At 61.7% G+C, this 26974-nt stretch carries 30 protein-coding genes; 19 read left to right on the forward strand and 11 right to left on the reverse strand.

The features are described from left to right. On the reverse strand, nt 1-454 hold a 454-nt coding region (locus FEF26_RS04035; protein ID WP_138252264.1), incomplete at its 3' end, for a hypothetical protein. Between the two features lie 41 nt (nt 455-495). On the opposite strand from FEF26_RS04035, the gene FEF26_RS04040 reads away from it, so the two are divergent. Further along, entirely contained in the window at nt 496-1536 is a 1041-nt protein-coding gene (locus tag FEF26_RS04040) for an FUSC family protein (protein WP_166432908.1), read from the forward strand. Here the strand turns inward: FEF26_RS04040 and FEF26_RS04045 are convergent. Next, nucleotides 1526-2053: a TspO/MBR family protein gene (locus FEF26_RS04045; protein ID WP_138252266.1), complete on the reverse strand. Its 528-nt coding sequence runs from the start codon at nt 2051-2053 to the stop codon at nt 1526-1528. The genes FEF26_RS04040 and FEF26_RS04045 overlap by 11 nt on opposite strands. A 52-nt stretch (nt 2054-2105) precedes the next feature. On the opposite strand from FEF26_RS04045, the gene FEF26_RS04050 reads away from it, so the two are divergent. After that, complete coding sequence (locus FEF26_RS04050) at nt 2106-2711, forward strand: TIGR03085 family metal-binding protein (RefSeq protein ID WP_166432909.1); 606 nt, start codon at nt 2106-2108, stop codon at nt 2709-2711. A gap of 525 nt (nt 2712-3236) precedes the next feature. Next, entirely contained in the window at nt 3237-4181 is a 945-nt protein-coding gene (locus FEF26_RS04055) for a hypothetical protein (RefSeq protein WP_138252268.1), read from the forward strand. Nucleotides 4182-4227: 46 nt separating this feature from the next. On the opposite strand, the gene FEF26_RS04060 is transcribed toward FEF26_RS04055, so the two are convergent. Next, the gene (locus FEF26_RS04060; protein WP_138252269.1) at nt 4228-6699 is read right to left on the reverse strand and encodes an ATP-dependent DNA ligase; all 2472 of its coding nucleotides are present in this window, start codon (nt 6697-6699) and stop codon (nt 4228-4230) included. A gap of 88 nt (nt 6700-6787) precedes the next feature. Here FEF26_RS04060 and FEF26_RS04065 point away from each other — a divergent pair, with 88 nt between their 5' ends. The 3 genes from FEF26_RS04065 to FEF26_RS04075 all read left to right on the forward strand — a co-directional run bounded on the left by FEF26_RS04065 (nt 6788) and on the right by FEF26_RS04075 (nt 11125). After that, on the forward strand, nt 6788-8017 hold the full coding sequence (locus FEF26_RS04065; protein WP_138252270.1) for an MFS transporter: 1230 nt from the start codon (nt 6788-6790) through the stop codon (nt 8015-8017). A 15-nt stretch (nt 8018-8032) separates the two neighbouring features. After that, a complete protein-coding gene (locus FEF26_RS04070; RefSeq protein ID WP_208012837.1) occupies nt 8033-10378 on the forward strand; it encodes an AAA family ATPase in 2346 nt (781 codons plus the stop codon). 96 nt (nt 10379-10474) lie between these two features. Then, nucleotides 10475-11125, forward strand: a complete 651-nt coding sequence (locus FEF26_RS04075; protein WP_138252271.1) for a hypothetical protein — start codon at nt 10475-10477, stop codon at nt 11123-11125. A 31-nt stretch (nt 11126-11156) separates the two neighbouring features. Here FEF26_RS04075 and FEF26_RS04080 read toward each other — a convergent pair whose 3' ends face one another. Then, a complete protein-coding gene (locus tag FEF26_RS04080) occupies nt 11157-11969 on the reverse strand; it encodes an alpha/beta fold hydrolase (protein WP_138252272.1) in 813 nt (270 codons plus the stop codon). A gap of 185 nt (nt 11970-12154) precedes the next feature. Between FEF26_RS04080 and ku the strand changes: the two genes are divergently transcribed. Continuing rightward, entirely contained in the window at nt 12155-12979 is an 825-nt protein-coding gene (gene ku / locus FEF26_RS04085; RefSeq protein WP_138252273.1) for a non-homologous end joining protein Ku, read from the forward strand. A 22-nt stretch (nt 12980-13001) separates the two neighbouring features. Here ku and FEF26_RS04090 read toward each other — a convergent pair whose 3' ends face one another. Beyond that, nucleotides 13002-13637 carry an NUDIX domain-containing protein gene (locus tag FEF26_RS04090; RefSeq protein ID WP_138252274.1) on the reverse strand — a complete coding sequence of 212 codons (636 nt, stop codon included), beginning with the start codon at nt 13635-13637 and terminating at the stop codon, nt 13002-13004. Between the two features lie 161 nt (nt 13638-13798). Between FEF26_RS04090 and FEF26_RS04095 the strand changes: the two genes are divergently transcribed. The 5 genes from FEF26_RS04095 to ychF all read left to right on the forward strand — a co-directional run bounded on the left by FEF26_RS04095 (nt 13799) and on the right by ychF (nt 17084). Then, nucleotides 13799-14353 carry a hypothetical protein gene (locus FEF26_RS04095; protein WP_138252275.1) on the forward strand — a complete coding sequence of 185 codons (555 nt, stop codon included), beginning with the start codon at nt 13799-13801 and terminating at the stop codon, nt 14351-14353. Between the two features lie 92 nt (nt 14354-14445). Further along, nucleotides 14446-15213 carry a histidine phosphatase family protein gene (locus FEF26_RS04100; RefSeq protein ID WP_138252276.1) on the forward strand — a complete coding sequence of 256 codons (768 nt, stop codon included), beginning with the start codon at nt 14446-14448 and terminating at the stop codon, nt 15211-15213. Nucleotides 15214-15219: 6 nt separating this feature from the next. Further along, the gene (locus FEF26_RS04105) at nt 15220-15597 is read left to right on the forward strand and encodes a YidH family protein (protein ID WP_243730405.1); all 378 of its coding nucleotides are present in this window, start codon (nt 15220-15222) and stop codon (nt 15595-15597) included. Between the two features lie 3 nt (nt 15598-15600). Further along, complete coding sequence (locus FEF26_RS04110) at nt 15601-15930, forward strand: DUF202 domain-containing protein (protein WP_138252278.1); 330 nt, start codon at nt 15601-15603, stop codon at nt 15928-15930. A 74-nt stretch (nt 15931-16004) separates the two neighbouring features. After that, nucleotides 16005-17084 (forward strand): redox-regulated ATPase YchF, encoded by a 1080-nt coding sequence (gene ychF, locus FEF26_RS04115; protein ID WP_138252279.1) that lies wholly within the window; start codon nt 16005-16007, stop codon nt 17082-17084. Between the two features lie 44 nt (nt 17085-17128). Here the strand turns inward: ychF and FEF26_RS04120 are convergent, their stop codons facing one another. Beyond that, nucleotides 17129-18361: a saccharopine dehydrogenase family protein gene (locus FEF26_RS04120; RefSeq protein WP_138252280.1), complete on the reverse strand. Its 1233-nt coding sequence runs from the start codon at nt 18359-18361 to the stop codon at nt 17129-17131. Between the two features lie 160 nt (nt 18362-18521). Between FEF26_RS04120 and FEF26_RS04125 the strand changes: the two genes are divergently transcribed. Next, nucleotides 18522-19175, forward strand: a complete 654-nt coding sequence (locus tag FEF26_RS04125; RefSeq protein WP_138252281.1) for an SDR family NAD(P)-dependent oxidoreductase — start codon at nt 18522-18524, stop codon at nt 19173-19175. Between the two features lie 21 nt (nt 19176-19196). On the opposite strand, the gene FEF26_RS04130 is transcribed toward FEF26_RS04125, so the two are convergent. Genes FEF26_RS04130 through FEF26_RS04140 form a run of 3 tightly spaced genes read right to left on the reverse strand, consistent with a single transcriptional unit; the run spans nt 19197 to nt 21238 of the window. Further along, the gene (locus FEF26_RS04130) at nt 19197-19964 is read right to left on the reverse strand and encodes an SCO1664 family protein (RefSeq protein ID WP_138252282.1); all 768 of its coding nucleotides are present in this window, start codon (nt 19962-19964) and stop codon (nt 19197-19199) included. Further along, entirely contained in the window at nt 19964-20521 is a 558-nt protein-coding gene (locus FEF26_RS04135; protein ID WP_138252283.1) for a DUF3090 domain-containing protein, read from the reverse strand. The genes FEF26_RS04130 and FEF26_RS04135 overlap by 1 nt, the downstream gene beginning before the upstream one ends. A 24-nt stretch (nt 20522-20545) precedes the next feature. Then, entirely contained in the window at nt 20546-21238 is a 693-nt protein-coding gene (locus FEF26_RS04140) for a histidine phosphatase family protein (protein ID WP_138252284.1), read from the reverse strand. A gap of 200 nt (nt 21239-21438) precedes the next feature. Here FEF26_RS04140 and FEF26_RS04145 point away from each other — a divergent pair, with 200 nt between their 5' ends. The 4 genes from FEF26_RS04145 to FEF26_RS04160 all read left to right on the forward strand — a co-directional run bounded on the left by FEF26_RS04145 (nt 21439) and on the right by FEF26_RS04160 (nt 23807). Then, nucleotides 21439-21792: a DUF1801 domain-containing protein gene (locus FEF26_RS04145; protein WP_138252285.1), complete on the forward strand. Its 354-nt coding sequence runs from the start codon at nt 21439-21441 to the stop codon at nt 21790-21792. A gap of 110 nt (nt 21793-21902) precedes the next feature. Beyond that, nucleotides 21903-22256, forward strand: coding sequence for a VOC family protein (locus FEF26_RS04150; protein ID WP_243730406.1), 354 nt, complete (start codon nt 21903-21905; stop codon nt 22254-22256). Between the two features lie 70 nt (nt 22257-22326). Then, nucleotides 22327-22890: a dihydrofolate reductase family protein gene (locus FEF26_RS04155; RefSeq protein ID WP_138252287.1), complete on the forward strand. Its 564-nt coding sequence runs from the start codon at nt 22327-22329 to the stop codon at nt 22888-22890. Nucleotides 22891-23351: 461 nt separating this feature from the next. Further along, the gene (locus FEF26_RS04160) at nt 23352-23807 is read left to right on the forward strand and encodes a nucleoside/nucleotide kinase family protein (RefSeq protein WP_208012838.1); all 456 of its coding nucleotides are present in this window, start codon (nt 23352-23354) and stop codon (nt 23805-23807) included. Between the two features lie 291 nt (nt 23808-24098). Here FEF26_RS04160 and FEF26_RS04165 read toward each other — a convergent pair whose 3' ends face one another. Then, complete coding sequence (locus tag FEF26_RS04165) at nt 24099-24836, reverse strand: YqjF family protein (RefSeq protein WP_138252358.1); 738 nt, start codon at nt 24834-24836, stop codon at nt 24099-24101. Between the two features lie 183 nt (nt 24837-25019). Between FEF26_RS04165 and FEF26_RS04170 the strand changes: the two genes are divergently transcribed. Beyond that, complete coding sequence (locus FEF26_RS04170; RefSeq protein ID WP_138252289.1) at nt 25020-25595, forward strand: protein-L-isoaspartate O-methyltransferase family protein; 576 nt, start codon at nt 25020-25022, stop codon at nt 25593-25595. 4 nt (nt 25596-25599) lie between these two features. Here the strand turns inward: FEF26_RS04170 and arfB are convergent, their stop codons facing one another. Next, nucleotides 25600-26040, reverse strand: a complete 441-nt coding sequence (gene arfB / locus FEF26_RS04175; RefSeq protein ID WP_138252290.1) for an alternative ribosome rescue aminoacyl-tRNA hydrolase ArfB — start codon at nt 26038-26040, stop codon at nt 25600-25602. A 150-nt stretch (nt 26041-26190) separates the two neighbouring features. Here arfB and FEF26_RS04180 point away from each other — a divergent pair, with 150 nt between their 5' ends. After that, a complete protein-coding gene (locus tag FEF26_RS04180; protein ID WP_138252359.1) occupies nt 26191-26961 on the forward strand; it encodes an endonuclease/exonuclease/phosphatase family protein in 771 nt (256 codons plus the stop codon). The last annotated feature ends 13 nt before the right edge of the window (nt 26962-26974 follow it).

The raw sequence follows: 26974 nt of genomic DNA on the forward strand, positions 1-26974 counted from the left end.
ACATCTGGGGTAAAGACTCCCTAGCGAAACCGGCGACGTTGAGCACCATGGTGGTGGTGCGCTCACTGGCACCCAGGACCACTGCCGCATCACGGACCGCAGCTTTGCGTGCCTCAGCACGACCGATCGCTGTCTCACCAACACACTCCGCTGAGCGCCGGTCAAGGTAATCCACCAGGTGCCGGATCTTCACAGCCTCAGCACGCCGAGCCGCCACTTGGGCCTCCCACGCAGACACCAACTCAGGCACCTGCACCAAGTGCCGCAACGACACCGGAACCGGCGCTGAAACCGGTGCCTGAAAGTGAGCATCCAACTGACCTTCCATACCCACAATTTTATCCGCCACCACAGACACGACCCCGACCCGTCGAGACCCTGTGAGCGGCCACCGGTGTTGGCTCAAGCCGTGATCATTGAGCAGCCCCACGTTCGGAGATACAGTGAGGTTCATCGCAGAGTGATTTCACAAGCACCGGATGGCGGGGGATGGGTATGGCCTTCACCAGTAAGGGGCAGCCCCGCCGCAGACGGCACTTGTCTCGTTTCGCTCATGCGGTCCGTCCAGGGGTCTTTGTCATCGCCCTCATCCTGGTGATCGCCCTTCCAGCCGTTGCTGTGTCATTTACACCGTTCGCTCCGGCCGTGACGTTCGTTGTGGCTGGTGCTGTGCCGGGGTTCATCGCATCGATGTACGGAATCCGTCTCGGTCTGTACACGGTGGCAGCGACTGGCATGTTTATTGCTCTGTCCGAGCTGGCTGGCCCTTGGCCTTGGGCCAGTTCACTGTTGATGGCTGCCGCAGGTCTGGTACTCGGATGGTGTGCGATGAAAGGGTGGACAGCGATCGCAGTTCAGGCATGTATCTGGTGCTCGCTGACTCTCATAGCACCGCCTTTGGTATTGACTGGCGTCGATTGGGCTTCTGGCCAGCTTGGCCAAGTGGCGATCCCGGTCTCCATGGTGCTCGTGGGCGGCCTGTGGGCGGTGGCCATTGGGGCGTTACTGAAGTCGCATCTGCCCACTCTTTCGGCGAAACCGCTGGGCAGAAACGTGGCAATGCACTACGGGCTGGCGCTTTCCGTTCTGCTGGGTGTGGCGGCATTTGTGGCCTCAACCTGGTTCGCCGAAGCCACGGGCGGGTGGCTACTGCTCACGATCCTGGTGATCGTACGCCCTGGACTATCTGACACGCGAAGCCGGGTGGTGAGTCGCTCCGTAGGTACTGTGACCGGTGGTGCCATCGCGGCAGTGGTGGGGACCGCCATCGCGTCTCAGCAGATACTTATAACAGCTGTCGCAGTCGCCGCGCTTGTGATCGCACTCGTGCTCCTGGTCCGAAAGGCGAACTACGCGGTCTACGCTTTCGCGCTCACAATTGCTGTGGTGCTCTTTAATGTGGATGGCTCCGATGTGTTGACTGCCGATATCCAGCGAGTTGGCTTCACGCTGGCCGGCGCGCTGCTTGTCGCTGTTCTGGCAGCCCTCCACGAGCTAGTCGTACGATCAGGATTGAAGAAGCCACTCAGTTCATGACGGCAATGTAGAGGTTCAGTGTGGAGGCGTAGAGCGTCCACGCCAAATAGGGCAGCAGGAGCGCCCCAGCTATCGGCGAGATGGGCCAGAATCGCCAAATGGTCACAGAGATGGCCACGATGAGCACAATGATCAGCACCATGGCCGCCCACAATGCGGCAGTGCCGATGAGCGGATAGCCACCGAAGAACAGCGGTGACCAAATGCTGTTGAGCACCAACTGAACCACGAAGACTGTGAGCGCTGGCCTGGCGTTGACAGTGTGGCGTTTGCGCCAGACCAACCAGGCAGCGATACCCATGCTGATGTAGAGAACCGTCCAGACTGGTCCGAAAACGGAATCCGGGGGTGTCCATGCGGCCTTGTCTGCCTCTGCGTACCACCCGTCAGTCTCTTCGGCAGTCAGCAGACTCCCGATGAATCCGGCGGCTTGGGGAATTCCGACGAAGAGCACAAGCGCCACAACCTGCTTGAACGTGGAGTCCTGTTTAGTTGCTATTCGATCCTGCTGCGTCAAGGTAGTTTTCCTTTCAGTACCCAACTGGTGGTCCCGACCCTACACTGGGGCTATGAGCTCAACAGCCTCCGAACAGCGCAAAGCCCTGGCCAGCGCCCTGCGCGCAGTGGCACCCGATGCACCTACCCTGTGTGAAGGGTGGGCAGCTGAAGATCTCGCCGTACATATTGTGATTCGGGATTCACGCCCGGACCTGCTGGTGGGGCAGGGGCTCCCGGTTGTGGGCGCCAAAGCGAGGAACGCCATCGCGAGTCTGAAAGCCGAGGGGTACGAATACCTTGTTGATCGGGTGTCGATTGGCCCGCCCTCGTACTTCCCGCAGACCATTGAGCCAGTCAATGACGCTATGAACAGCGCCGAGTTCTACATCCACACTGAGGATGTCCTTCGCGCCCAGCATGATTTCGATCCCCATCAACGCCGCGACGTGTCGGAAGAACTGCGCAAGCGACTGTGGAAGCAGTCATCGATGAGCTTCTTTCCCATGGCCGCGCGCAAACAAAACCGCCGAATCTCCTTCTTCAGCCCTGGATACGGTGCGACGACGCGGGGACCAGCAACTGCCCCACTCGTGATGGTTCACGGGGCACCTGAAGAACTCACACTTTGGGCAGCTGGCCGAGCAGACAAGGCCGAGGTAGATATCACCGAGGCGTGAGCGAGTCCTCGGCTTCGATCCCTGAAGAAGCGTCCCGACATGGTGAAAGTCAATCGCCCGTTAGACACTGCCCCAAGAAGCTTTGATTGCATAACTAGGACCTGATTTTTGTCACCCGAGGCGCTATCATCCGGGCAGGAAGTTTAAATTGAATATTTAAACCCGGATATATGCACCATTGTGCATGTTTCGTGGTAGGGAGCGACCTGATTCAAAGATGACAAGTGAAACTAACGTGACCACGACTGCGCAGAGTTGACGGCGAACCAAAAGACATATTTCGAGCCCGTCTGGATCCCACGTGATCTTCAGCCACACCGTTAGCTCTGGTGGTGCACAGACTCAGTTATCTCTCGCAGCTGCTGTCACTGACACTTCGGCAACAGGTTTGGCGTGAGGTTGACTCGGCTTTCATAAAGAGTCCTGGTGGGTCTGTACGTCAGAATAAAATCCTAATCCGTACTGTTAATAAATATTAATTTCTACGGTTCAACGTAAGAATAAGTATGTGGTGTTTTAGTAGATATGAGTTCAGTAATTAAAATAAGTAAAGATCGAGCTGATGAGGTGTCGTTTCGGTTGGCGCTTCCCAGCCCCAAGGTGCTTGCACAAGGCCATAACATGTGGCTCGGAGGCTCGGCACGGTTCTCTGATGTCCTGCCGAAGGATTCCCCGCTTCCAAGCGAGTGCATCACTATTTCCTTAGAGCATCTTGCACCTGAGTCCAGGACAAACTCCCGTAAATCGGACCAAGTGCTCATCACGATTTCTGCGGCACGCCCTCTTTCAAGGAGTCACATCAAGGCCCTTGCTTTAGCGGTTATTGAACTTGCTTTGATCTGCGGATCACCGCCTGCACGGATCCAAGAAACAAGCATTTCATGCACCGCCGTTCAGGGAGAAAACTCCAGCATCAACTCCTGGGAACAAGCGGCGTTGCCCGGGCTGGGCGAAGCGAGTGTGTGGCATGGGTATGAGGGTGCTCCCGCAATTTCCAGTCAGTTTCATGAACTTCTTCAACCATGGTTCGGCTTCCGGCGGCAATTTCCGTCAGCTCGCCGCCTGATCGGCGACACGGCCTTCAGCGGGCATATGAGCGCGGAGGGACGCGCTCTGATCCTGCTCAGAGCGATCGAGGTGATGTTCAACGTTACGCACGGTGTTTCTGCTCCTGATCGGAAAGGTGCCACGCTGCGGCGCAAACTGTCCGTGATGGCGCAGCGTGCCCAGCATTTTTCAGTCAACCAGAGTGATGTTGGTGTGGTTCCGCGCGTGGCAGACCTTGCAGAAGGACCTGCGATCGACCGGATACTAGACCTTCACGACGAGCTGGTGTCGAGCAGCGGGTCGATGCGACTAAAGCGAGGCAAACTTGAAATGATCTCCCTGCACCTGTGTGAAATCCTCCGACACTGTGCATTTGGTGAACTCTTCGTGCTCCAAACGCAGCGAAGTTCAGAAGAAATCTGAGGTGCTTAGGCTCGCTGGACCTTGCCCGCGGTAGCTATTCAGAGCGCTAGAGGAGCTTTCGCCACGTGGGGTGACGGAGCCGATGGTCTCGGGTCAGGCCTGCGTGCTTCACTTCAGCGCGGAGTTTCGGCGTCACCCAGGTGGCGTCGGAGGCATCTTTAGTGGGAACGTCGTCGATCGGCGGAGTTTTGCGGGTTACTTTCTCGAGCTTGCCACGCAGCTCGGAGAGGTCGGCATCGCTGAAACCAGTACCGACGCGGCCGGCGTAGATGAGGTGACCGTCCTCGTTCTCCACTGCCAGAAGCAGTGAGCCGAAGGTCCGTGCCCGACCACCCTTTCCCTGGCGCCAGCCTATGATGACGACGTCGGCGTGGTTGTCGTGTTTGAGCTTAATCCAGTCATCAGAGCGCTTGCCCGGCTTGTACGTGCTGTGAGCACGCTTGGCGAGAACGCCTTCTAGCTTGAGTTCCTCGCTCACCTCCATGGCATTGTTGAGCTTCACGCCGAGATTATCGGGAACTTGGACCTGCTTTCCAGACTTCACGAACTTACGGAGAATTTCGCGACGCTCGGTGTAGGGGAGGTCAGTGAGGTCACCGTGTTCCGCGGTGTGAAGGATGTCGAAGACCATGTAATGTACTGGGATCCGAGCAGCGGCCCGTTCGATCTCGCGGTTCTTGGTCAGCCTCCCTCGTCGCTGGAGCAGTCCAAAGTCGGGTCTGTGTGAAGAGTTCAGAGCCACGACCTCTCCGTCGAGGACTGTGCCATCGGGAACCAGATCGGCCAGTTCGGACAGTTCCGGGAAGACAGTCGTGTAGTCCTTGCCATTGCGACTGCGAAGCCCCACCGCACTGCTCTGCTCACCCGCGTTGTGCACTGCCGAGAGGATTCGGTAACCATCCCATTTGGCTTCGAAGACCCAGTCATCGCCATGTAGGTCCTTCGGCTCTCCCACAGTGGCCAACATGGGGGAGGGCAACGGGTCAGGCATCGGTGAAGGCTCGGCCTGCTGCTTTGCGGACTGCTTCGGCTGGTCCTTCATCAGTCGGATCAGCCAGTCCTTGCCCTTCTTGTCCGTCTGCACCAGCGCGTAGCGGCGGGGCTTTCCGCCGAGGCCGCCGTCAGGCTGACCGTGGAGGACGAAGACCACTTTCTTCTTCTCCCATTTTTCGATCTCCACGGTGCCCGAATCCCAGATGGAGACTTCGCCGCCGCCGTACTCGTTTTTCGGGATAGTGCCTTCGAACTCCGCGTACTCCAACGGGTGGTCCTCGGTCATGACCGCCAGGCGCTGATCCCCCTGAGACAGCGGCGGCCCCTTCGGCACCGCCCAGGAGACGAGCACGCCGTCGCGCTCCAGCCGGGTGTCGTAGTGCAGCGCGGTGGCGTGATGCTCCTGAATCACGAAGATCGGATCGTCGTCGCGGGCGGCAGGGGAGGCCTCAGGCACCGGCTCAGGGGTCTTGGTGGCGTCGCGCATGGACCGGTACTTGGTCAGCGCGTCCTCAATGTCTTTGGTCTTCTCCTGAGCCTTCTTCGACTCAGGCTTCGCCACTGCGGGGCAGTCGGCGTCGTCGTGCTCGGTATAGCGTGCGAAGTCCGCCAGTGGGTCGATGCCATCGGCCAGGCGCTCCATCACCTCGCGGAAGGTCAGCTGGCCGAGCTCGGGGTCGTCCAGCTCCTCCCAGGTGCGCGGGGCCGCCACCCAGGGCTGGGGCCTGCCGCGCAGCGAATAGGGCGCGACCGTGGTCTTGTTGGCACTGTTCTGCGACCAGTCGATGAACACCTTGCCGCGCCGGGCGGTCTTCTTCATCTGGCTGACCACTTCCTTGGGGTGATCGGCCTCCAGTGAGCGCGCCAGTTCCTTGGCCACCTCCGAGACCTGATCCGAGGTGTAGCTTCCGTCCAGCGCCGCATAGAGGTGGATGCCCTTGGATCCGGAGGTCACCGGCACACTGGGCAGGCCCGTATCGTCGAGGATCTCACGGCACCAGTGGGCCACCTGCGCGCAGTCGGTCACATCGGTGCCCGGGCCGGGGTCCAGATCCAGCACCAGCCGGTCGGGGTTGCGGCGCTCAGCCACCGGCGGCTCGCCGTCCTGATCCTGGGGGATGAACGGGGCGACGTCGGCGTCGAAGCGCCACTGCGGCACGTGCAGTTCCAAGGCGGCGACTTGGCCGAACCAGGCGAGCACCGCTTCATCTTCGGCCAGCGGGTAGACGTTGACGTGGTCGGAATGCTGCATTCCCAGTCGCGGCACCCACGCAGGAGCGGAGTCTTCCAAGTTCTTCCGGAAGAAGGCGTCCTTCGGCTTGTCGGCGGTTCCGGGGCCGTCCGGCCAGCGCTTGCGGGTCACTGCGCGTCGGCGCACATGCGGCAGCATCGCGGTGGCCACGGTCTGGAAGTACTCGATGACCTCCGCTTTGGTGGTCCCGGATTCCGGGTAGAGGACCTTGTCGAGGTTGGTGAGCTTCAGCTTCCGGCCCGCCACGGTCACGGTCTGCTGCTTCGGTGCCATGGTCCCATTGTTGGGGGATGTGTCTGAGAGTTTGCTGGACTCGGCGGTAGCTGACGCCTGCGGGCACGATTCACCGGAGAATGGTCTTATGATCGGTATTCTCCGCAACCCCACCTACGCGAAGCTCTTCAGCGCGCAGGTCATCGCTCTGCTCGGCACTGGGATTCTCACCGTGGCGCTGGGCCTGCTCGCCTTCGACATCGCCGGCGGCGACGCCGGGATCGTCCTGGGTGTCGCCATGAGCATCAAAATGATCGCCTATGTCGCGGTCGCTCCGGTGGCCGCGGCGCTGCTGGTCAGGATTCCGCGCAAACCGGTGCTCATCGGCGCCGATCTGGTCCGCGCAGGAGTGGCGCTCTCCCTGCCGTTCGTCACTGAGGCGTGGCAGATCTACATTCTGATCTTCCTGCTGCAGTCTGCCTCGGCGACCTTCACGCCGACGTTCCAGGCGGTCATCCCCTCGGTCCTTCCTGATGAGGACGACTACACCCGGGCGCTCTCGCTGTCCCGCCTGGCCTACGACCTGGAATCCCTGCTCAGCCCCATGATCGCGGCCGCCCTGCTGACTGTGATCAGCTACCAGAACCTGTTCGTGGGCACCGTGGTCGGCTTCCTCGTCTCAGCGGTGCTGGTGAGCGTCTCTCGCTTCCCCGGGGTCGAGGTATCGCCGCCAACCCCGTTCTTGGAGCGGCTGACCCGGGGCGTACGAGTCTTTTGGTCCAGCGCTGAGCTGCGGGGTCTGATGGGACTGAACCTGGTGGTGGCGGCCACCACCGCGATGGTGATCGTGAACACCGTGGTCCTGGTTCAGGGTGACCTCGGCCGGCCAGAAACGGATGTGGCGCTGATGCTCGGTGCCTACGGGGGTGGGTCCATGTTGGTGGCCCTGCTCACCCCGATGCTTCTGAAGTCGTTGCCGGACCGGCTGGTCATGCTCACCGGCGGTGTGGCGCTGCCGGTTCTGCTGCTGGCGGCCCCAGGGCTCATGACCTGGGACCAGGGCACCCTACAGTGGGCCGCGCTGCTGGCCATCTGGGTGCTGTTGGGAGCGGCGACCTCAGCTGTGCTGACCCCCTCGGCACGGCTGCTGCGCCGGGGCAGCACCGAGCAGAACCGACCAGCGGTGTTCGCAGCTCAGTTCTCCCTCTCCCACGCGTGCTTCCTGATCACCTATCCTCTCGCCGGAATCCTTGGTGCGGCTATTGGGATGCCAGCAGTCTCGCTGGTGCTGGTGGTCGTCGCGGCCCTCGGTGTGGTCGTCACCGTCGTCTGCTGGAGGCGCCCGTTGGCTGCCGGCCGATACAGTGAGGTGACGTGAGGGGAGGCAAGGCGCGTGACAATCGTCAGGACTGAAGAGTTCACCCACGCCCTGGAGGTGCTCCATGGCGGGAAGAACCTCTTCCTCACCGGTAAGGCCGGCACCGGCAAGTCCACGCTGATCCGCCAGTTCATGTCCGAGACGCAGCGCAGCGTCGTCGTCACCGCTCCCACCGGCATTGCGGCACTCAATGTGGACGGGTACACCATCCACCGGCTGTTCAGCCTGCACCCGAATACGACCATTAGCGACATCCGCGGGGGACGCTACTACCCGGGTCGCTTCGCGGAGACGCTACGGAACCTGCAGACGCTCATCATTGATGAGGCATCCATGGTGCGGGCGGACCTGTTCGATCAGATTGTCGCGGCGCTGGAGAGGTTCGGACCACGTCCGGGGCGGGCCTACGGGGGAGTGCAGCTTGTGCTGGTGGGGGACCTGCTGCAGCTGCCGCCGGTGGTGCCCGAATACGACCAGCAGATCTTCGAAACCACCTATGACACCCCCTACTTCTTCTCCGCGGCGCAGTATCTGGAGGAGGACTTTCCGACTGTCGCGCTGACTCAGGTGTTCCGGCAGCAGGGTGACCAGCGGCTCACCTCCATCCTCAACGCCTCCCGTGAAGGTGTGCTGTTGAACTCTGCCCGGGAGGAGCTCAACACCCGTGTGGACCCAGACTTTGAGCCTGCCGAGGGTGAGTTCTGGCTGACCCTGGCCACCACCAATAGGATCGCCAATGCCCGCAATCGCCAGCGGTTGGAGAGGCTCGACGCCGCCGAACACCGCAGTTACGCGCAGCTCACCGGTGACACCGAGGGTTTCGAACCACCTACGGCCAGCGAGCTGGTGTTCAAAGTGGGAGCGCAGATCATGCTGCTCACCAACGACCCGCTGGACCGGTGGGTCAACGGCACCCTGGGCAAGGTGGCCGCCGTCGGCCGGACTGACAGCGGTGAGATGAGCGTGCAGGTGGAGGTCCGCGACGGCGGCATGGTGACGGTGACGCCGGCCCGGTGGGAGGTCACCCAGCCCGTGGCTGACGCCGGAGGGATGACTCATCGGGTGGTGGGGTCCTTCACCCAGCTGCCGTTCAAGCTTGCCTGGGCCATCACCATCCACAAATCTCAGGGCCAAACCCTGGACCGGCTCATTGTGGACCTCCGGGGTGGGACGTTCGCACCGGGACAGCTCTACGTGGCGCTCAGCCGGGCCACCTCATGGGAGGGCCTGGTCCTCACCCGCCCGGTGCTGCCCAAGGACATGAAGACCGACCGGCGGATCCTGAGGTTCCTGCGCCGGACCACTGCGGAGGGCACCGCGCACCGGTTCTGTGCTGTGGCGGCGCTGACAGTCGGGCACGAGGGGATGCGCGACCGGCCCCGGCCAGTGGAGATCGCGGTCGCGTTCGAGGACGGCACGGCGATCAGCACCCTGGTGAACCCGCAGCGTGACCTGGCCGATGCGCGAACTGCCTATGGAGTCTCCGCGGCGGACGTTCTCCTGGCGCCGACGCTGGCCGAGGCGTGGGGACTGATCGGTCACGCAGTAGCGGGGTGCACACCGGTGGGGCCGGGTATCGACCGTACGCTTGGGCTGCTGGACTTCGAGCTGAAGCGTTTGGGGCATGTGGTCCCGTTGGCTTTCGGGATCGAGGTCGGTGGTGCGTCACCCCGGGATTTTGCTTCAGCGCTCGACGCCGCCCGTGCCGCCCTGGACAGTTTTGATTCAGGCCGTGCGGACGTGCTGTCCGCAACGGCGTTCGACGAGCCTGATGCTGAGCAGGGGGGCGAGGGTTATCTGCTGACTCGGGATGCTGCGACGCCGAGTCCGACCTTTGAACATCTGCCCGGTCTGGCGGCGCTGCTGGACCTCTCCCGCGCCGTCGGCGCCGTTCTGGTGGGACCGGAGTCTGCGGCCGCTCCTCAGGTGGGAGATGATGAATGGCACGAGGCTGCACGCCCTCTGCTGGCAGATCAGCTGCGCACCGCGGTTGAGAGAGTCCGTGTGCCGGCGGTATTTGGGGCGCGGCTCCGGGGCGTTGAACAGGTGCTGGGTGAGCAGATCCTGCCGGAGCAGGACGACGCACATGTGCCAGTCGGGGAGGTCTTTCGTGCAGGAACACGAGTGTGCTTCACCGGCACCACCATGGGGCCCGATGGCCGGGAGTGGTCCCGGGAGGCAATGCATGCTCTGGCTGAGCAGCGGGGACTCCTGCCGGCGAACAACGTGACCAAGACTAAGTGCGATGTATTGGTGGTGGCGGAGCTTGGCACGCAGTCGCGTAAGGCTCAGAACGCCCACAACTGGGGAAAGCCCGTCATCGAGGCCCATGAATTTTTCCGCTGGGCCGAGGTTTCTTGAAGCAAACGGACTCGTGACAGAGGCATCCGGCGAATCTAGTGTCCGTACCTGGAGCTAGAGTGATACACGACACATACCTCTACGGAAGGATGAGACGTGAACTCACAACAGCACCAAGCGGTTCTCGCTGCATTGGACGAAATTGACGAGTCGGACTTCCAGGACGGCCGCGTGGGCTGGCCGGGTGAAATCTCCACAGCACTGGTGGATGCCGTCTTCTCAATACGGGCTCGGTACGAGTCACCGACGCCTGGTAAAGGCGTCCTGGGCCGGGTCGAGTCCTTCAGAAGAACACATGAGGATCGGCGTGACGACTTGAAGGCACTCGTGGAGTTGGGTGAGTCCGAAATTACCGGCATCATGGGGGCCACACAGACGGGCGGAAGAGCGAAAAGTGTGGCAGTGATTGAAGCCGCTCAGGCGCTGTCGAACATCGGGTTGAATCAGGCTGCCCATGTGACCGACAGCAACGTGGACGACGCAAAGCGCGCGTACACAGATGTCCATGGACTCGGCTGGATAACGTTCGAGTACTTCCTCATGCTCTTGGGCAAGCCAGGTATCAAGGCTGACACTATGGTCCGGCGTTTCGTCAACGACGCTCTGGGCGCCGAAAACTTAGACAAGGTCGACGCCAGAACGGCCCATGGTCTGCTCACTGAGATATTCAAGAAGTACAACAAAGACCACTGGAAGGGTCTCTCGACGCTGGATCACGCTATCTGGCGCTATCAGCGTCGTCGCTGATCCGTAGACTGCATACGCCTGTTCTCACTTCTCAGGGGTTGCGGGCCTCGGCTCCGGTGAGGAACCCGCGGAGCACATTGGTGAAGACCTCGGCCTTTTCGGCGTGGACCCAGTGACCGGCGTTATTGATGGTGGTCAGGGTGGCGCGCGGAAACAGTTCCCGCATGGTGGAGCCGTACTCATCTTTGATGTAGTCGGACTTTTCGCCGGCAATCCAGAGGACCGGGCCCTCGTACGTCGTGTCTTCGAAGTCGGGGAACCCGGCGATGGTCGGAAGGGACTCGCGCAGCAGCTTCAGGTTGACCTTCCACCGGAATCCATCACTGGTGCGGGCAAGACTCTGGAGCAGGAAGCCGCGCACCATGTTCTCTGGGATCGGGTCCAGCAGCTGCTTATCGGCCTCACCTCGGGAATTGAGCTCCTCAAGGTCCAGCGCAGCGAGGCTGTCCAGAAGGTGTTCGAACTCTTCCATGGATTCACGCTTCACCGGGGAAATGTCCACCACGACGAGCCGGCTGACCAGCTCGGGGTGGCGCAGGGCCAGCACCATGGCCACCTTTCCTCCCATGGAGTGGCCCACCAAGTTGATCGGGCCGTCACTGGCCACCGTGCTGCGCAGGTGCTCAGCCACCACGTCGGCCTGGCTCACATAGTCGAAGTCCTCCGTCCAGTCCGAAGCACCGTGATTCGGCAGGTCCACCAGGAGTGATTGGAATTCGGACTGCAGGCCTTTGGCGATCTGCGTAAAGTTCCGGCCCTGGCCGAACAGTCCAGGCAGGAATGCGACGATCTCCCCAGAGTCTCCGACAGTCTGAGTGTTGATCGAAAGTGAGTCCTCGGCCATAAAAAGTCTCCTGTTCGGCGTCGAGCAACGGCACCTGTCAGGATACGCACCCCGAGGGCTTCCCGCGGAACCGCGGTCGAAACATCTCGACAGTGCGGTATACCTCAGGCTTCACCAAGGCCCTGATGATTAGATGTCCACCTGAGGTGTACCGACCGAACTCGTGAGGACAGGTGATCAACCCCATGCGCGCCATTTGGACTGGAGAAGTGAGCTTCGGGCTGGTGTCCGTGCCGGTGAAGCTCTACTCGGCGACCAAGAGTCATGATGTGAGCCTGCACCAGGTGCATGACGCCGACGGCGGCCGCATCCGCTACCAGCGCCGGTGTGAAGTCTGCGATAAGGCCGTTGACTACAAGAACATCGACCGGGCCTTCGAGGACGGCGAGAAGTCGGTGGTCATCACCAAAGATGAGCTCGACGACCTGCCGGCCGATGAGTCCAAAGAGATCGCAGTGGAGCAGTTCGTCCCCGCCGATCAGATCGACTCCATGGTGATGGACAAGTCCTACTATCTGGAACCGGCCGGCAAGAACGCCAAAGCCTATGTGCTCCTGCGGCGCACCCTGGACGCTGCGGACCGTTCAGCAGTAGTGACCTTCACTCTGCGGTCCAAGACGCGTCTCGGTGTGCTGCGAGTCCGCGGTGACGTGATCGTGCTCCAGGGCCTTCGCTGGGCCGATGAGCTGCGCGAACCGGAGTTCGACATTCCCGCCTCGAAAGTGTCCAAGAAGGAGCAGGACATGGCCTCCTCACTCGTGGAGTCCTACAGCGAGGACTTCGAACCTGAGCGATTCACCGATGAGTATCAGGAGCAGCTGCAGACGCTGATCGACGAGAAGCTCGAATCCGGAGAGGAGATTGACACGGATGCGACCTTCGGGGAGACGGAGGATGACGACGACGGAGACGGCAATGTGGTGGATCTTATGGAAGCTCTGAAGAAGTCCGTCGACGATCGCCGAAAGACCTCTGGCAAGAAGTCAGGCGGCACAAAGAAGTCCGCGTGAGCGGCGTCGCGCCCACAGTCCGCTAGGCCGGAGAGAGGCCTCGCGGGTGGTGATCCCAGCAGGCTTCAGCGTCACGGAGCCGCCCGGAACCGCTGCGGACCGCATACAGGGCCAGGATCCCGATGATCGCCGATGGATTGTGCAGGTGTCCGCTAAGTGCCGCCTCCACCGCGTCGGCAAGATCGACCCACGCGAACTCCATCTCAGCCTCTTCAGCCTCGCGGACGTGACGTTCAGCGTGCGGCAGTTCGGTGAGCCCTTCAGCCAGATACACACGAATGGCTTCATTCTGCGCGCCAGGGGTGGTGTAGAAGTCCACCAGCGTGTGCCAACTGGCCGCGGTGAGATCAGTCTCTTCCGCCAGTTCCCGCTGGGCCGCCGTGAGCATCGGCTCACCTTCGACGTCTAGAAGCCCGGCTGGGATCTCCCACAGGTCCATGCGCACCGGGTGACGGTACTGTTTGATCAGCAGGACGCGATCCTCGGCGTCTACTGCCACCACGGCGACCGCCCCCGGGTGGGTGATGAATACCCGAGTGAGCTCCTCGCCCGACTCACCGAAGCGGAACCGCTCCTCGGCCACATTGAAGACCGGAGTGCTCAGCAGAACTCCCGATAAGGTGACCGGATGTTCCGCAGGCGAATCGCTCAGGTTCATGCGCTCAGCTTACGGGCTTTCGCAGGTCGACGCCGCGTGCGCACCGTGTGGCATTCAGCGTGTTTTCAGCGCAAGCCCTGTGACTGGGCAGAGTCCTTGCCTACGTTGTGGGCCTGACCGATGTGCGCCCGTGCACGACCGACTGACGGAGATGAACCGCAATGTCTGGACCAAGCACTACGACGTCGGTGTTGCCCCTGGTGAGCACTGCTGCGCTGGTGGCTTTCCTGGCCGCCTGCACTTCTGATGATGAGCCGCAGATCGAGACCATTGACCCCAACGATCTCGAGACTGAGGCGCCCGAGCAGGAGGAGACGCTGGTCGGCGACCCAGAAGCCGAAGGAGACGGCGTGTGTGCTCTGCTGAGTCCGGACGACATCGAAGCGGTGACGGGGGAGCCGGTGAGCGCCGGTGCGTCCGCCGGAGAGAGCAGCGAGATCGAATCATGCATGTGGTCCCACCCGGAGGCTGACCACCGGGGAGCCCATGTTCTGAGCATCAGCAGCGGCGAACTTCCCGGCGAGGAACTGTTCGAAAGTATCACCAGCGGTGAGCCCACCGATGTGACGAACACCGATGAGGCTGCGTTCGATCCAGAGAGTCAGAGCCTGTGGCTGCGCTCCGGCGAGACCGTTCTCCAGCTGTACCTCAACGGCGTGGAATCCAGTGAAGAGGAGTTCGTCGAGCTGGCGGAGATCATGGTGGACAACCTCTGACACCTCTGCGGACCGCACGAGGCACCCCGGCACGGTGCTGGACCATGGAATAGGCTGTGGGCAGACCCATCAACACCGCCTAGGGAGTATGAATGATCCGCATTGTGCTGGTCCGGCACGGAGAGACCGACTGGAACAAGACCCACCGGCTGCAGGGCCGTTCGGACATTCCGCTGGCCGAATCAGGGGTTCAGCAGGCGCGGATCACCGGCGGTTTTGTCAGGGCTCAGCACCCTCAGCAGGCGTATGTGTCCTCCCTCGTCCGCACTCATCAGACCTTCGCGCAGTTCGGACTGGATCTGGAGCCCGCGGTCAGGTCCGATCTTGCTGAGCAGAACCTCGGCGAATGGGAAGGTGGTTACGCCGCTGAGATCAGAGACCAGTTCCCGGATCAGTTCGAAGGTTGGCGTGCAGGACGCTTCACCCCGGCTGATGGTGAGTCGTACCACGAGCTGGTCACCCGCATGCGCGGCGCCTTCTTCGACATTGTGCGGACAACAGCTGCCGTCCAGCCCACTCCCTCGACGGATCTGAGCTTCGATGTGCGCACCGCCGTGGCTGTGTCCCATGGGGCAGCCCTGCGGGTGCTCTTCGAGGGTCTGAAGCTCATCGACCGCCACCAGTTCATTCCGCTGACCCCCGCAGCGGTCAGTGTGATCGACATTCCCCTGCACCGTGGCCCCGTCTCATCCTCACTGCCCAAGGGGGGACTGGGGGATGAGAGGGACGACGACGCCGAAGCGGCCCTGATCAGCAGCCTCACCGATGAGCAGATCACAGACCTGTGCCGTCTGCGGCTGATCAACCTCTCACCCGAGCTGCTCAACCCTGCGGCCACCGAATCCGTAGCGATCGGCTGAGTGCCCGTGTCGCCTGACGTTCCACCCCAGGGTCTTCGGGGGCGCATTCTTGGAGGCGGCACCGAGCCGGATCCGCGCTTCACCTTGGCCAATGAGCGCACGTTCCTGTCCTGGATCCGCACCTCACTGGCGCTGCTCGCCGGAGGGGTGGCGGTCGAGGCGCTGACCCAGCAGGTCTTTGAACCCCAGGTGCGCACGGCGTTGGCAGCGGTGCTCCTGGTGTTGGGCGCCCTGTTAGCTGCAGGAGCGTTTACCAGGTGGCTGAGGATCGAACGCAGCCTGAGACATAAGCGCCCGCTGCCGCTGCCGCTGATTGCCCCGCTGCTTGGAGTGGGTGCGGCCATGATCTCCGTGGTGCTGATCATCGCTCTTGTGCAGGGCTAACTGATGGCCGCCGCAGCTCTAACCCACCAGGACCCCGGGGTGCAGCCAGAACGGACGCTGCTGTCCTGGACAAGGACCGCGCTGCTGCTGCTGGTCGTCGCGGGCTTTATGCTGCGTTGGGCGCCCTATCACGGTGTTGCGGTGCTCGGGCTTTTCTGCGGTGCGGGGCTCGTTGCTGCCGGTATCTCCCTGAGTCAGCGGCGTCGGCTCGGGGCCGCAGTGAAGGGAATCAACCAGGAACACTATCCGCCTGCGCTGGCCACGGTGGCAGCGCTGGCGATGGCCGTCATCGGGCTTGGATTGGCTGCTCTGGTGATGCTCGCAGTGACCTGAGTAAGGGCGCCCGAAGAGGCCGCGGCGTCGTCGTGATCGCTTTTATGCCCCTCGGCGCGGTAAGTTAGACCACCGTGGCACTGACTATTGGCATCGTGGGACTCCCCAATGTGGGCAAGTCGACCCTTTTTAACGCACTGACCCGGCAGACAATCCTGGCGGCGAACTATCCGTTCGCGACCATTGAACCCAATGTGGGTGTGGTGAACCTACCGGATGAGCGGCTGGATAAGCTGGCCGAGATCTTCGGCTCAGCCAAGATCCTGCCGGCGACGGTGTCTTTCGTGGACATCGCAGGCATCGTCAAGGGGGCGTCTGAAGGCGAAGGATTGGGCAACCAGTTCCTGGCCAATATTCGTGAAGCCCACGCGATCGCCCAGGTGGTGCGTGTGTTCGAGGACGAGAATGTGGTCCATGTTGACGGCAAGGTAGATCCCACCAGTGACATGGAGACCATCAACACTGAACTGATTCTGGCGGATATGCAGACCCTGGAGAACGCGATCCCCAAGCTGGAGAAGCAGGTCTCCGGGAAGAAGGCTGAGAAAGCCACCCTGGATGCCTATTTGGAAGCGCAGAAGGTGCTTGAGGACGGCCGGACGGTGTTCTCTGAGGCGAAGTCTTTGGATATGGACCAGCTGCGCGGACTGAATCTGCTCACCGCAAAGCCGCAAATCTTTGTGTTCAATGCCGACGACGGTGTGCTGGGCTCTGCGGAGAAGCAGGCGGAACTGGCAGAGCTGGTGGCGCCGGCTGATGCGGTGTTCCTGGATGCCAAGCTCGAGGCCGACCTTGTGGAGCTGTCCGCAGAGGAAGCCCGCGAGATGCTGGAGATGAACGGCCAGGATGAGTCAGGTTTGGACCAGCTGGCCAGGGTCGGTTTCCGCACCCTGGGGCTGCAGACGTATCTGACTGCCGGGCCAAAAGAGTCACGGGCGTGGACCATCAATAAGGGTGATACCGCGCCTGAGGCAGCCGGGGTGATCCATACTGACTTTCAGCGGGGATTCATCAAGGCGGAGATCGTCAGCTTCGAGGACCTGGTGGCCGCAGGTTCCATGAATGATGCTAAGTCCGCGGGTAAGGTCCGCCTCGAGGGCAAGGAATACATCATGAAGGACGGCGACGTCGTGGACTTCAAGTTCAACGTGTAGCATCAGCCCCTGAGCACAGCACGACCAGTGTCTCACTTCCAGCCTCAGGCGAGAGACGTGATTTCATAGGTATGACCTGCCTCGCGCAGCCGCTCAACGAGAAGGTTACCGAGGGCGGTCGCCGGGGTCAGCGATCCTGTGGCGGGCGGCAGACGGTCGCCGTCCAGGGCAAGTGAGAGGGCTGTCTCCCCGGCCATCACGGCGGTCGCGGCGTAACCCGGATCGCCGGGTCCGGCTGCGATGGCCCGATAGCGCTGGCCGCTCTCCGTGGAAGCAGTCACCTGGGAATGGAACCAGCCTGAGCGCCGCGCGGCCTCGCTCGGGCCTGCACCGGGCGACGGAAGGACACGGCCCAGTAATTTCCTCGTTAAGGGTAGAGCCAGTGCGGCTCCGAACAGCCGCAGGCCAAGCGCCGTCGCCCCGGCGGTGACGGCACCGACCGGCCCTCGCCCCATACCCATCACTTCGCCGTACCGCAGAGACCTACCGTAGGCCCAACCCTGCAGGGCATTGCTGCGACGTACGATCCGCGTATTCACAGACGCCATGATGAAGGGCGCGGCCCACGGGCCGTCATCCGAACGGCCGACCCAACCCAGATCTGGAGGCTGCTGGGTCGCGGGCTCCGCCGTCCGATCTGGACTGAGGGAGTAGGGATCGCCCGCAAGCGATCGCAGCACAGGGTCCGTCCGGATACCGTCGAGCTGCCCACGCATGGACTCGATGGTGCCGCCGCTGAAACCGCCCTTCGCCCTGGCCACGAGCTGCACTTCGGTCAGTCCGCCCGCGCCATCAGCCTGCGCGGCCTGGTGCAGAAGAAGCACCGCGAGGTCCGAGGGGACGGAATCGTATCCGCACGCATGGACGATCCGTGCACCTGTAGTCCTCGCAAGGGCATCCCAACGGTCTATCGCTTCACGGACAAAGGACACCTCTCCCGTCAGGTCCCCGTAGTGGGTGCCGGCGCGGGCACACGCCTCGACAACCGGCAGCCCATATTTCGCGTAGGGGCCCACCGTGGTGAAGAGAACTCTGGTGCCCGTGGCCATGGCTGCGAGCGAGTCAGGGCGCTGCGTATCGGCCTCAATGATGGCCCAGTCATGAGCGGCGACGGGCAGTCTGGACCGTACGGCTTCGAGCTTGACCCTCGACCTCCCCGCGAGTCCCACTCGCAGGTCCGGTGGAGCGTGGTGCGCAAGGTATCCGGCAATGAGCTCCCCGACAAAGCCGGTCGCACCAAAGAGGACGAGGTCGTGGTCGCGCGTTGGGGACTCCATGCCGGCAGTCTTCCACAGCAGGGGCCGGACCGGCACCGGGTAGTGCGTGCACATGGTCGACTTCAAGTTCAACGTCTAGCTCAACCAGTTTCGAGACGACCCCTGCTCAACGAACCGACTCGTTCTGCTTTAACTGCCGGACGTGATCTACGCTTTACCTATGACGAATCTTCAGGGTGCGGTTGTTCTGGTAGTCGGCGCTTCTGGCGGACTCGGCTCGCGAATCGCCGATCAGTTGGAGAGTAAGGGTGCAATTGTTGCCCGGTCCTCGAGGTCGGCCGGGCACGACCTACGTGAACCCTCTGTGATTCGCCAGGTGCTAGAAGCCACGAATTCGGAGCACGGACGTCTCGACGGCCTTGTGGTTGCGTCCGGGGTCGTCGCCTTCGGACCTGCTTCCGAGCTTGAAGCAGCGACGGTCGATGAACTGTTCGCCGTGAACACGACCAGCGCGATTCAGCTCATCAGTCAGAGCCAGCCCTACCTCGCGACCTCGGCAGAGGACGGCCGTGAGCCCTTCGTGGTGACGCTGAGCGGCGTCGTCGCTGAGACACCTGTCGCTGGAGTGGCAGCATATTCGGCGTCGAAAGCCGGGCTCGCTGCCTTCGTTGTCGCAGCGGCGCGCGAATACCGTCGCGCAGGCATCCGACTCGTGGACGCCCGTCCTGGCCACACCGGCACATCACTGTCGGAGCACCCGATCGCTGGTTCAGCGCCGCGTTTCGGAGAGCCGCTGGATCCGGATCACGTTGCGGCACGGATCGTCACTGCGATCGTCGATGGAGAGAAGGACCTCCCCAGCACGGCCTTCTGAATACCCGTGGCAGTGACCATCTCAGAAGAGTGGCCAGGGAACAGCTGACGTATCAGGGGCGGGAGTAGGAAAGCGCTCTGCCAAGCGCAACGTAGTGCAGCGAGCAGCGAGCGATTCGATTTCCTCTGTGCTGAGCAGTTCCTCAAGGTCTCGCCCCAGGTCACCGTTGAGTCCTTCGCTGAGACGATCAATGCCGTCGAGCTCACCGGGGGTCAGAGCCTCGTCTAGCCACCCCCAAAGGACCGTGCGCAGCTTGTAGTCACTGTGGAAAGTCAGCCCATGGTCCACGCCGTGCCGGTGACCATCCGGCATGGCCAAAATGTGGTCGCCTTTGCGGTCGGCGTTGTTCGCGACGATGTCGAACAAGGTCATGCGTCGAAGCGGTGGTGAATCTTCATGGATGAGGGTGACCATCCGTCCGTTTTGGTCCCGTCCCTCGAGAACGTGTTTCCAGCCCGCTTCCGGCACCTGATCCGATGCGACGAGGTCCACAGCGTTCTGTTTGGGGTCCTGCTCCTGCCAGAGCTGCACCATTCCTTCGCCCAAAGGACCATCGCGCAGCCAGGTGCGCGGAACGACGCCCCAGCCCAAGGTTTCTGAGACCAGGTAGGCGGCCATCTCCCGGTGCGCCAAGCTTCCGTCGGGAAAGTCCCATAGCGGAGTTTCGCCGGCTATCGGCTTGTAGACCACGGCCACATCTCCGATGTTCCCCACAAACGTTGCGTTAGAAGCTGTCCTGATGCGGCCGGTGAGAGTCAGCTCGGCGGCCGCGAGGTCCGTCGCCGACATCAGTCCTCGGGAAAGGCGCAGGTGTGCCCGTCTGCGTCCATCGGATAACCGCACAGTGTGCACGCCGGGCGCCCAGCGCCCACCACCTCGCGAGTGCGCTTGGCGAATGCACGGGCGGTACCTACAGGCATTCGCAGCACCAGCATTTCTGTCTCCTCGGGGCTGTCTGCATCATGCGATTCGTCGTCGTCGTCGTCATCGTCGGCGTCCGAGATGGGGTATGCCTCTACCACGACCTGGGCCACAGTTGGGTCCCAGCCAAGGCTCATGGCACCGGTGCGGAAATGCTCCGCAACGTCATCGAGCCCGTCATTGTCGACCAGCTCAATGGGAGTATTTGTGGGAACGCTGAAGGGGTTCCCTTTGACGGTGATGAGCTGGTCGAGGATTTCGTCGATCTTCTCCGCGAGCAGAGCTGACTGCTGCTTCTCGAGCGCAATGCTCACCACCCGTTGTCCTGAGCGCACCTGTAAGTAGAACGTACGCGACCCTGGAGGGCCAATGGTGCCAATGACAGCCCGATCAGGCCAGTCAAACTCGTGAACACGTGTAGGCATATACATATTCTAGGCGCAGGTGGGTCACTGCGCTTTGTGCCCTGCGCCGCCACCCACAGGGGCATCACCTGATTGGATGCCTTTCGACAGCCACGAAAGATCACCTGCATCGGTGTTGGTCGCGTGGACGCTGGGCCTGCCAGGGCCGTAGCGCACGATCGATACGGACGCGGGGCCCACGTTGATGCGTTGGAACAGGTCAAGGTGCATGCCGAGCGCGTCGGCGAGTATCGACTTGATGATGTCTCCGTGACTGACGGCGACCCACACGGCTTCAGGCCCATGCTCGGCCTCGAAAGCGGCGTCGTGCCGGCGAATCGCGGCCACCGCTCGGGATTGCATCGCGGCCATAGATTCGCCCTCAGGGAAGACGACGGCCGATGGTTGCGACTGCACTAGCGGCCACAAGTCCTCAGTCGCTAGATCGGTGAGCTTACGGCCCTGCCACTGGCCGTAGTCGCATTCGGTGAGGTCGGCATCCACTGGGGTGAACGGCTTACCCGGCTGACGATCGAGGATCTGCTGGGCGGTCTGCTGACAACGCTCCAGGGGGCTAGACACCACCGCAACCAGCGGAACGGCCGCAAGTCGGTCTCCAGTGAGAGCTGCTTGGTCACGTCCGATCTCATCCAGGCTGACACCGACGGTCCTGCCGGCCAGCACCCCAGTAGCGTTTGCGGTGGTGCGGCCGTGCCGCACGAGAATAACTGTCGCCATGAAGCAAGCTTAACGACCCTCCGTCCTCAGGTATTATGTGGGCAGTGGTCTAAGCCACCGACTGCGCTTCCACGTGACTATCGCGTGAATCATTGCGGAGAGCCCTGGATAATGAAGGGCATGTCCGGATGGGGTGCGGCGCACTGATGCGCCAACTTCATTCCGCAGATCCTGAGCATCTGCTGACGAAAGGACATGTAATGTCGTCAAAGGACGAGAAAAATCTGACGCAGGTCATCGAAAAGATCTCTAAAATGAACGAACCGCAACGGTCGGTCATGCATCGCGTTCACAAGATCATCGTTACTGCGGATCCCACTCTGAAGCCGCGAATCTGGTACGGGATGCCCGCCTATGCGCGGTCGGCGAGCACCCCCGCACTTGTCACCCTGCGCAACGACGAACGTATGAACCTCTCGATCACCGAGAAGCCAGCCTTCAGGCCTGCTGGTGGAGTAGACGGAGGGCTGATGCCCAGTGCGTGGTACTTCGAAAACGTGGATGATGTCACCGAGAAACGCATCGCTGAGATCATTCGTTCGGTGGCCGATTAAGCGCTCTACGACTAGCCTCCTCTGCGAGTCTGGTCGAGCTCTTCTCATCTCTGCGATCGGCAGGGATACTTGAGTGAACGATTCCTGCCACTGGAGTTATCACGATGCCCATGCCTGCGCACCACGCCATCAGTTATGTCGAGCTTGGAGTCACCGACCTCGTCTCAACTCGTGCCTTCTATGAAGCCGCTTTCGGATGGGAGTTCAACGACTACGGCCCGGCGTACAGCGGGATCAAAGCACCTGACGGAGAAGGCGAGATCGGCGGCCTGAACCCTGCATTTACGTCTAGCGGAGATGGTCCGCTCGTGTTGCTCTTCTCCGAGGACCTGGATGCGAGTGTTGAAGCCGTGCGGGGCGCGGGCGGAGTGATCGTGGAAGGACCCTACACGTTCCCTGGCGGACGACGCTTCGAGTTCACAGACCCGAGCGGGAACCGGTTGGGCGTCTTCGCTGCTGCCTAACGCCGCTCGGTGGGTCTGCGTTCAGCAGGTGCCAGCGGCGAAGTACCACTGATCGAGAGGACGGCGGACTATGGGGACACTGAGCTACACCGCAACCATCTCGCTGGACGGATTCGTTGCCGACGAAGATGGAGACTTCCAGTGGGCAGCTCCCTACGAAGACGTGTTCGCTTTCCACGTTGACCGTATGAAGGAAGTCTCGACGGAGATTCTCGGGCGCAACACGTACTTACTGATGAAGTACTGGGAATCTGAACCCGACGACGGCTCCTGGAGTGATGCAGAGCATGAGTTCGCACGGCGCTGGCTAGAGCTGGAGAGGGTGGTGGTTTCCTCCACATTGACGCCTGAGGACCTGGGAGCAAAGCGGATCCGGTTGGTGCGCGACCTCAGCCTGACTCAACTCGAGCAAATCGTGGAGCAGGCATCGGGAGAAGTCGAGATCTTCGGCCCGACGACGGCGAGTGCAGCGATCAGAGCCGGGCTGGTGAATGATTTCCGGTTCTTCACCGTCCCACTGGTCACAGGCGGCGGCCTGAGAGCTCTGCCTGAGGGCGCACACCTGGACTTGCACCTGGTCGAGCACCGCATCTTCACAAACGGGACCGTTTACCACCGTTACCAACCGCACTGAGACTGGTGCCGAGAGAGCATTAGCGCCCCGATGACATGCTTGCTGCGCAGGACGAACCACTCGCTCCGTTGTACCTGGTCTTGGATAGTGGATATAGCTACTTCTCCCGGTCGCCACTGGTAGGGAGTCCAAGCCCTGCCTCATCAGACCATGAGAGGTTGCTATCTTTTTACTTCCGGAAGGTCGGTGGCTCGGCACCAGGAGGGTGCCCTGGAATATCCACCGAAGATGTCGCAATGACTGTGAACTTGCTTGTGGAGTCGCTCGCTAAACATATCTGCAACCGGCCTAAGAATGAGCGCATTCTCATTGGGATCGATGGAGTTGATGGCAGCGGAAAATCGACGTTTGCAGAAAGACTTCACCGGAGTGTTCACCCGTCGCGTCCGGTGCTCTTGATCCATCTCGACGATTTTCATAACCCTCGCCACGTCCGGCACGCTCGCGGGCAGCGTTCGCCAATGGGGTTTTGGTTGGACTCCTACAACTACGAGATATTCGAGCAGAGTGTTATTGCCCCACTCAGTCCGGCGGGCGATGGTCATGTGCTGGGCGGGACATACGACGTCGAGACAGAACAACCGCTGAAGCCTCGGTGGATTGTGGCTCCAGACAATGCGGTCGTCATCGTCGAGGGTATTTTCCTGCACCGTGACGAGCTGTCATCAGTATGGGAAGTATCTGTGTTTCTCGACGTTCCTTTCGCAGAGACAGCCCTTCGCATGGCTCAGCGGGACGGTACCCCATCCGATCCTTCACATCCTCGGATGGTCCGGTATGTCGACGGCCAGCTACTCTACTTTGCGGCGGCAAAACCCTGGGAACGAGCTACCTGGGTTATCGACAACGCTGATGTGGCTGCCCCTCGAATCATCGCGCCCCACAGTTCATTCGCCGCCCAAGTTTGTCAGCAGTGAGCCCACCACCTACGGGGCTTCTACGAGGTCGTCGTGCTCACCAGCGAGCCAGCGGTTGAAAGCTGCAAAAAGACCCGGGTGGAACTCTCTGCCGCCAGTTCTGCCTGAACGGTTCCGACGCCGCGCTCCGGGAAGCTCTCAGCGGCCGTTCGAGTCAGGCGAGCATGTTTGAGATGCTCACGCTCGTTGCTCTAGCTGCTGGCGGCTCTGGTCCCGACTGTTGGAGTCTCACGGTGTGACAGTCGCAAGGGGGTGCCAAGTCAGTGAGAGATGAAGGCCCCAGCACTGAGGTCAGCCCATCAGGCGCTGCGGCGCCCCAAACACCGTTGTCACGGCAGGTGCGTAGAGCACTGAGTCGGGGGAGCGGTCGGTGATACCGGCGAAACCGGCGGCAGCCAGCAGCCCGTCTTCGAGGTGTACGAGCTCTGCGTGCTGAAGCGGCCACGGTTCGTGATGGTTGCGGCAGTAGATGGTGCGGCCGCGGTGGCTTTCGTGAAAACCCCACCGAGCGGTGAGAAACGTAGCGAGCGGGTCCGTGGCCAGTGTCAAGTTCGCGGTCGTATCCTCGCTGGGCCTGACAATGAAGTGGGAAGCTGCATCAGCCTGGCCGTGGCGCCTGGTGAGGTACGCGACATCGCCGCCGCGCTTCTCCAGCTTCATGGAGGCCCACTGATACCTCAGGCTGAAGGCCGCCCGGGCCATCAGCACCGGGATCAGATGGGAAGCTTCAAGACTGCGGAAAACGACGCCGCGCCGGCCCTTCTCATCAATGGAGTACAGACGAACATTGACCTCGGGAAAGTTACCCAGCCAGGGGATGCTGGGGCTGCCGAAGAATGAGCTCTTGGACATCTGAAAACCAATGAGCCCCACCCAGGAACTACCATCCATCACGTCAGGCGAGCACCCTGCGGGCATGAATGGGGTGACGAGGCTGGGGTCAACCCTCCAATGCAGGAACGCGACCTCGCTCCAGCGTTGCTGAAGGATTGGTGAGCTGCCCAGCGCCGGAGCCTCATTTAGTGCCAGCTCGCTCGCGTCCGTCGCACCTTGAGCCGGTGGTCGCTTGGAAAAGTGCTTGGGCAGAATCTTCACGCGACCGCTCTCCAGTTCTCAAGTAGCTCACAGCTATGTTCTTCCAGCATAGGTGCCTAAGGCTGTTTCCATACCGGCAGTCACCTGACGCTAAGGCTCACGGCACATCATGGTGACATGAGGCGTAAAGGCAAGACCGGCGGTATCGATCAGGCGATGGCAACCATTCATCGCGCCGACTTCCTGCCTGAAGAGGTGCGGCACCTGGCTGGCGTAGACGAGGCTCTGCCTATTGGATTCGCTCAGACGAACTCGCAACCGCGCACAGTAAAGGCCATGCTTCGCCTACTCGAGGTGCACCCCGGACACAAGGTCCTTGACGTGGGCGCGGGGTCAGGGTGGTCTACCGGTCTGCTTGGCCACATCGTGGGAGAGCGCGGCCGCGTGATGGGCGTGGAGTTACTTCCCGAACTCGTGAGACGGGCCAACGCCGTGTTGGACGCCTATGACATGCCGTGGATCGAGGTAAGGCAAGGAAATCAGGGGAATCTGGGACTGCGTGAAGAAGCGCCCTTCGACCGTATTCTTGTCTCCGCCGAAGCCGACTACCTACCCGAGTCGCTCATGGAGCAAATGCGTCAGAACGGAATCATGGTGATACCCGTTCGCGGTGAGTTACTGCGTGTGGAGAAGCGCCCGGACGACGTCGTAGTCACCAGACACGGCCCTTTCAGCTTTGTCCCGCTGCTGTAAAGAGCTAATCCACACGCGGACGGCGGCGGTTCTGTTTGACCTCGGAGCGCTGGTTTTTTCTTTCAAGCCGGCGGCCGTGTGACCCTCGGGTGCGGCGGGTCGGGCGCCGGGGGACTGGTGGAACAACAGCCTCGCGCAAAAGCTCAGCCAAGCGATCACGTGCCGCGGTGCGGTTTCGCCGCTGGGACCGGTGCTCAGCAGCGTTGACAGTCAGGACCGTGCCAGATAAACGTGTAGAGAGCCGGACGAGGACAAGTCTTCGCTGTTCGTCCGTCAGTGCCGATGTTGTGGCGATGTCAAGACTCAGCTGGACACGAGAATCCGTGGTGTTGACACCCTGACCGCCGGGTCCCGATGCGTGCGAGAACTGCTCGCGCAGCTCACCCGCGGGCACGGTCAGGCCCCGTGGTGCGCCTGGCCCTGGGGATACGTACAAACTGTCCACGCCTTGTAGTCTGCCCTAACCGGAAGGAACCACGCAGGCATCACGGCCAGTTTCGAGGAGGGTGACATTGTGCACGCAAGCTTGTCGCAGCAGGACCCAGCGCGCCGTGAACCGCTCATCGGTCCAGTTGACGCACCCGACTTGCACGTGATGAGTTGGAACATTCGGCGGCGGGTGCGACGGCCACAACTGCGTCCTTCAGACCGCTGGTCCACGCGCGCCACACGCCTCCAAGCACTCCTCGAAGCGGAAAGACCCACACTCCTCGGTGTGCAGGAGGCGCTCGCTGACCAAGCGTTCTTCGTTCAGGAGGTGCTGGGTGAGAGCTATGAGTTCATTGGCCACGGACGCGGCGCTCACGGGCTCGGCGAGGGCAACCCCATCTTCTACGACTCCGAGCGGCTCGCACTGCTCGACTGGCAGCAGACCGCACTGTCCACTGCGCCTCATCAGCCTGGTTCCCGCTCATGGGGCAGCATCTATCCCAGAGTCATGGTGGCGTGCACCTTTGAGGACCGGGTCACAGGATCGCAGTTTCTGCACCTCAACACCCATTTCGACCATCTCTCCGCATACGCGCGCCTGATGGCGGCACGAACGGTGCGCAGAACAGTTGAGGCCACCCCATTGCCCGTTGTGTTGACGGGAGATCTCAACACTGGGGCAGCCAGCAGACCGCTCGCTGAGCTGCAAGCAGGCGGCTCCCTCACTGACACATGGGTGATGGCCGAGCAGCGCCTCAGCGAAGAGTGGGACACCTTAGCCAACTACAAGCCACCCAAGGCGACGGGTCGGCGCATCGACTGGATCCTGGCGTCGTCGTCCCTGAAAGTCCTCAGCGCAGCGGTCAACGGACGCCGCTATGCCGGTGGCTGGGCCTCCGATCACCTCCCAGTGCAGGCGGTGCTGCGCCTGGGGTAAAGCGTCGTCGTTG

The sequence above is a fragment of the Nesterenkonia salmonea genome (assembly GCF_005771525.1).
Classification (GTDB): domain Bacteria; phylum Actinomycetota; class Actinomycetes; order Actinomycetales; family Micrococcaceae; genus Nesterenkonia; species Nesterenkonia salmonea.

Coding starts and splice junctions, on each gene's coding strand:
- FEF26_RS04040 (WP_166432908.1), top strand. CDS start 496: ATGGCCTTCACCAGTAAGGGGCAGCCCCGCCGCAGACGGCACTTGTCT.
- FEF26_RS04050 (WP_166432909.1), top strand. CDS start 2,106: ATGAGCTCAACAGCCTCCGAACAGCGCAAAGCCCTGGCCAGCGCCCTG.
- FEF26_RS04055 (WP_138252268.1), top strand. CDS start 3,237: ATGAGTTCAGTAATTAAAATAAGTAAAGATCGAGCTGATGAGGTGTCG.
- FEF26_RS04060 (WP_138252269.1), bottom strand. CDS start 6,699: ATGGCACCGAAGCAGCAGACCGTGACCGTGGCGGGCCGGAAGCTGAAG.
- FEF26_RS04065 (WP_138252270.1), top strand. CDS start 6,788: ATGATCGGTATTCTCCGCAACCCCACCTACGCGAAGCTCTTCAGCGCG.
- FEF26_RS04080 (WP_138252272.1), bottom strand. CDS start 11,969: ATGGCCGAGGACTCACTTTCGATCAACACTCAGACTGTCGGAGACTCT.
- ku (WP_138252273.1), top strand. CDS start 12,155: ATGCGCGCCATTTGGACTGGAGAAGTGAGCTTCGGGCTGGTGTCCGTG.
- FEF26_RS04090 (WP_138252274.1), bottom strand. CDS start 13,637: ATGAACCTGAGCGATTCGCCTGCGGAACATCCGGTCACCTTATCGGGA.
- FEF26_RS04095 (WP_138252275.1), top strand. CDS start 13,799: ATGTCTGGACCAAGCACTACGACGTCGGTGTTGCCCCTGGTGAGCACT.
- FEF26_RS04100 (WP_138252276.1), top strand. CDS start 14,446: ATGATCCGCATTGTGCTGGTCCGGCACGGAGAGACCGACTGGAACAAG.
- FEF26_RS04110 (WP_138252278.1), top strand. CDS start 15,601: ATGGCCGCCGCAGCTCTAACCCACCAGGACCCCGGGGTGCAGCCAGAA.
- FEF26_RS04120 (WP_138252280.1), bottom strand. CDS start 18,361: ATGGAGTCCCCAACGCGCGACCACGACCTCGTCCTCTTTGGTGCGACC.
- FEF26_RS04125 (WP_138252281.1), top strand. CDS start 18,522: ATGACGAATCTTCAGGGTGCGGTTGTTCTGGTAGTCGGCGCTTCTGGC.
- FEF26_RS04130 (WP_138252282.1), bottom strand. CDS start 19,964: ATGTCGGCGACGGACCTCGCGGCCGCCGAGCTGACTCTCACCGGCCGC.
- FEF26_RS04135 (WP_138252283.1), bottom strand. CDS start 20,521: ATGCCTACACGTGTTCACGAGTTTGACTGGCCTGATCGGGCTGTCATT.
- FEF26_RS04140 (WP_138252284.1), bottom strand. CDS start 21,238: ATGGCGACAGTTATTCTCGTGCGGCACGGCCGCACCACCGCAAACGCT.
- FEF26_RS04145 (WP_138252285.1), top strand. CDS start 21,439: ATGTCGTCAAAGGACGAGAAAAATCTGACGCAGGTCATCGAAAAGATC.
- FEF26_RS04150 (WP_243730406.1), top strand. CDS start 21,903: ATGCCTGCGCACCACGCCATCAGTTATGTCGAGCTTGGAGTCACCGAC.
- FEF26_RS04155 (WP_138252287.1), top strand. CDS start 22,327: ATGGGGACACTGAGCTACACCGCAACCATCTCGCTGGACGGATTCGTT.
- FEF26_RS04160 (WP_208012838.1), top strand. CDS start 23,352: ATGGGGTTTTGGTTGGACTCCTACAACTACGAGATATTCGAGCAGAGT.
- FEF26_RS04170 (WP_138252289.1), top strand. CDS start 25,020: ATGAGGCGTAAAGGCAAGACCGGCGGTATCGATCAGGCGATGGCAACC.
- FEF26_RS04180 (WP_138252359.1), top strand. CDS start 26,191: ATGAGTTGGAACATTCGGCGGCGGGTGCGACGGCCACAACTGCGTCCT.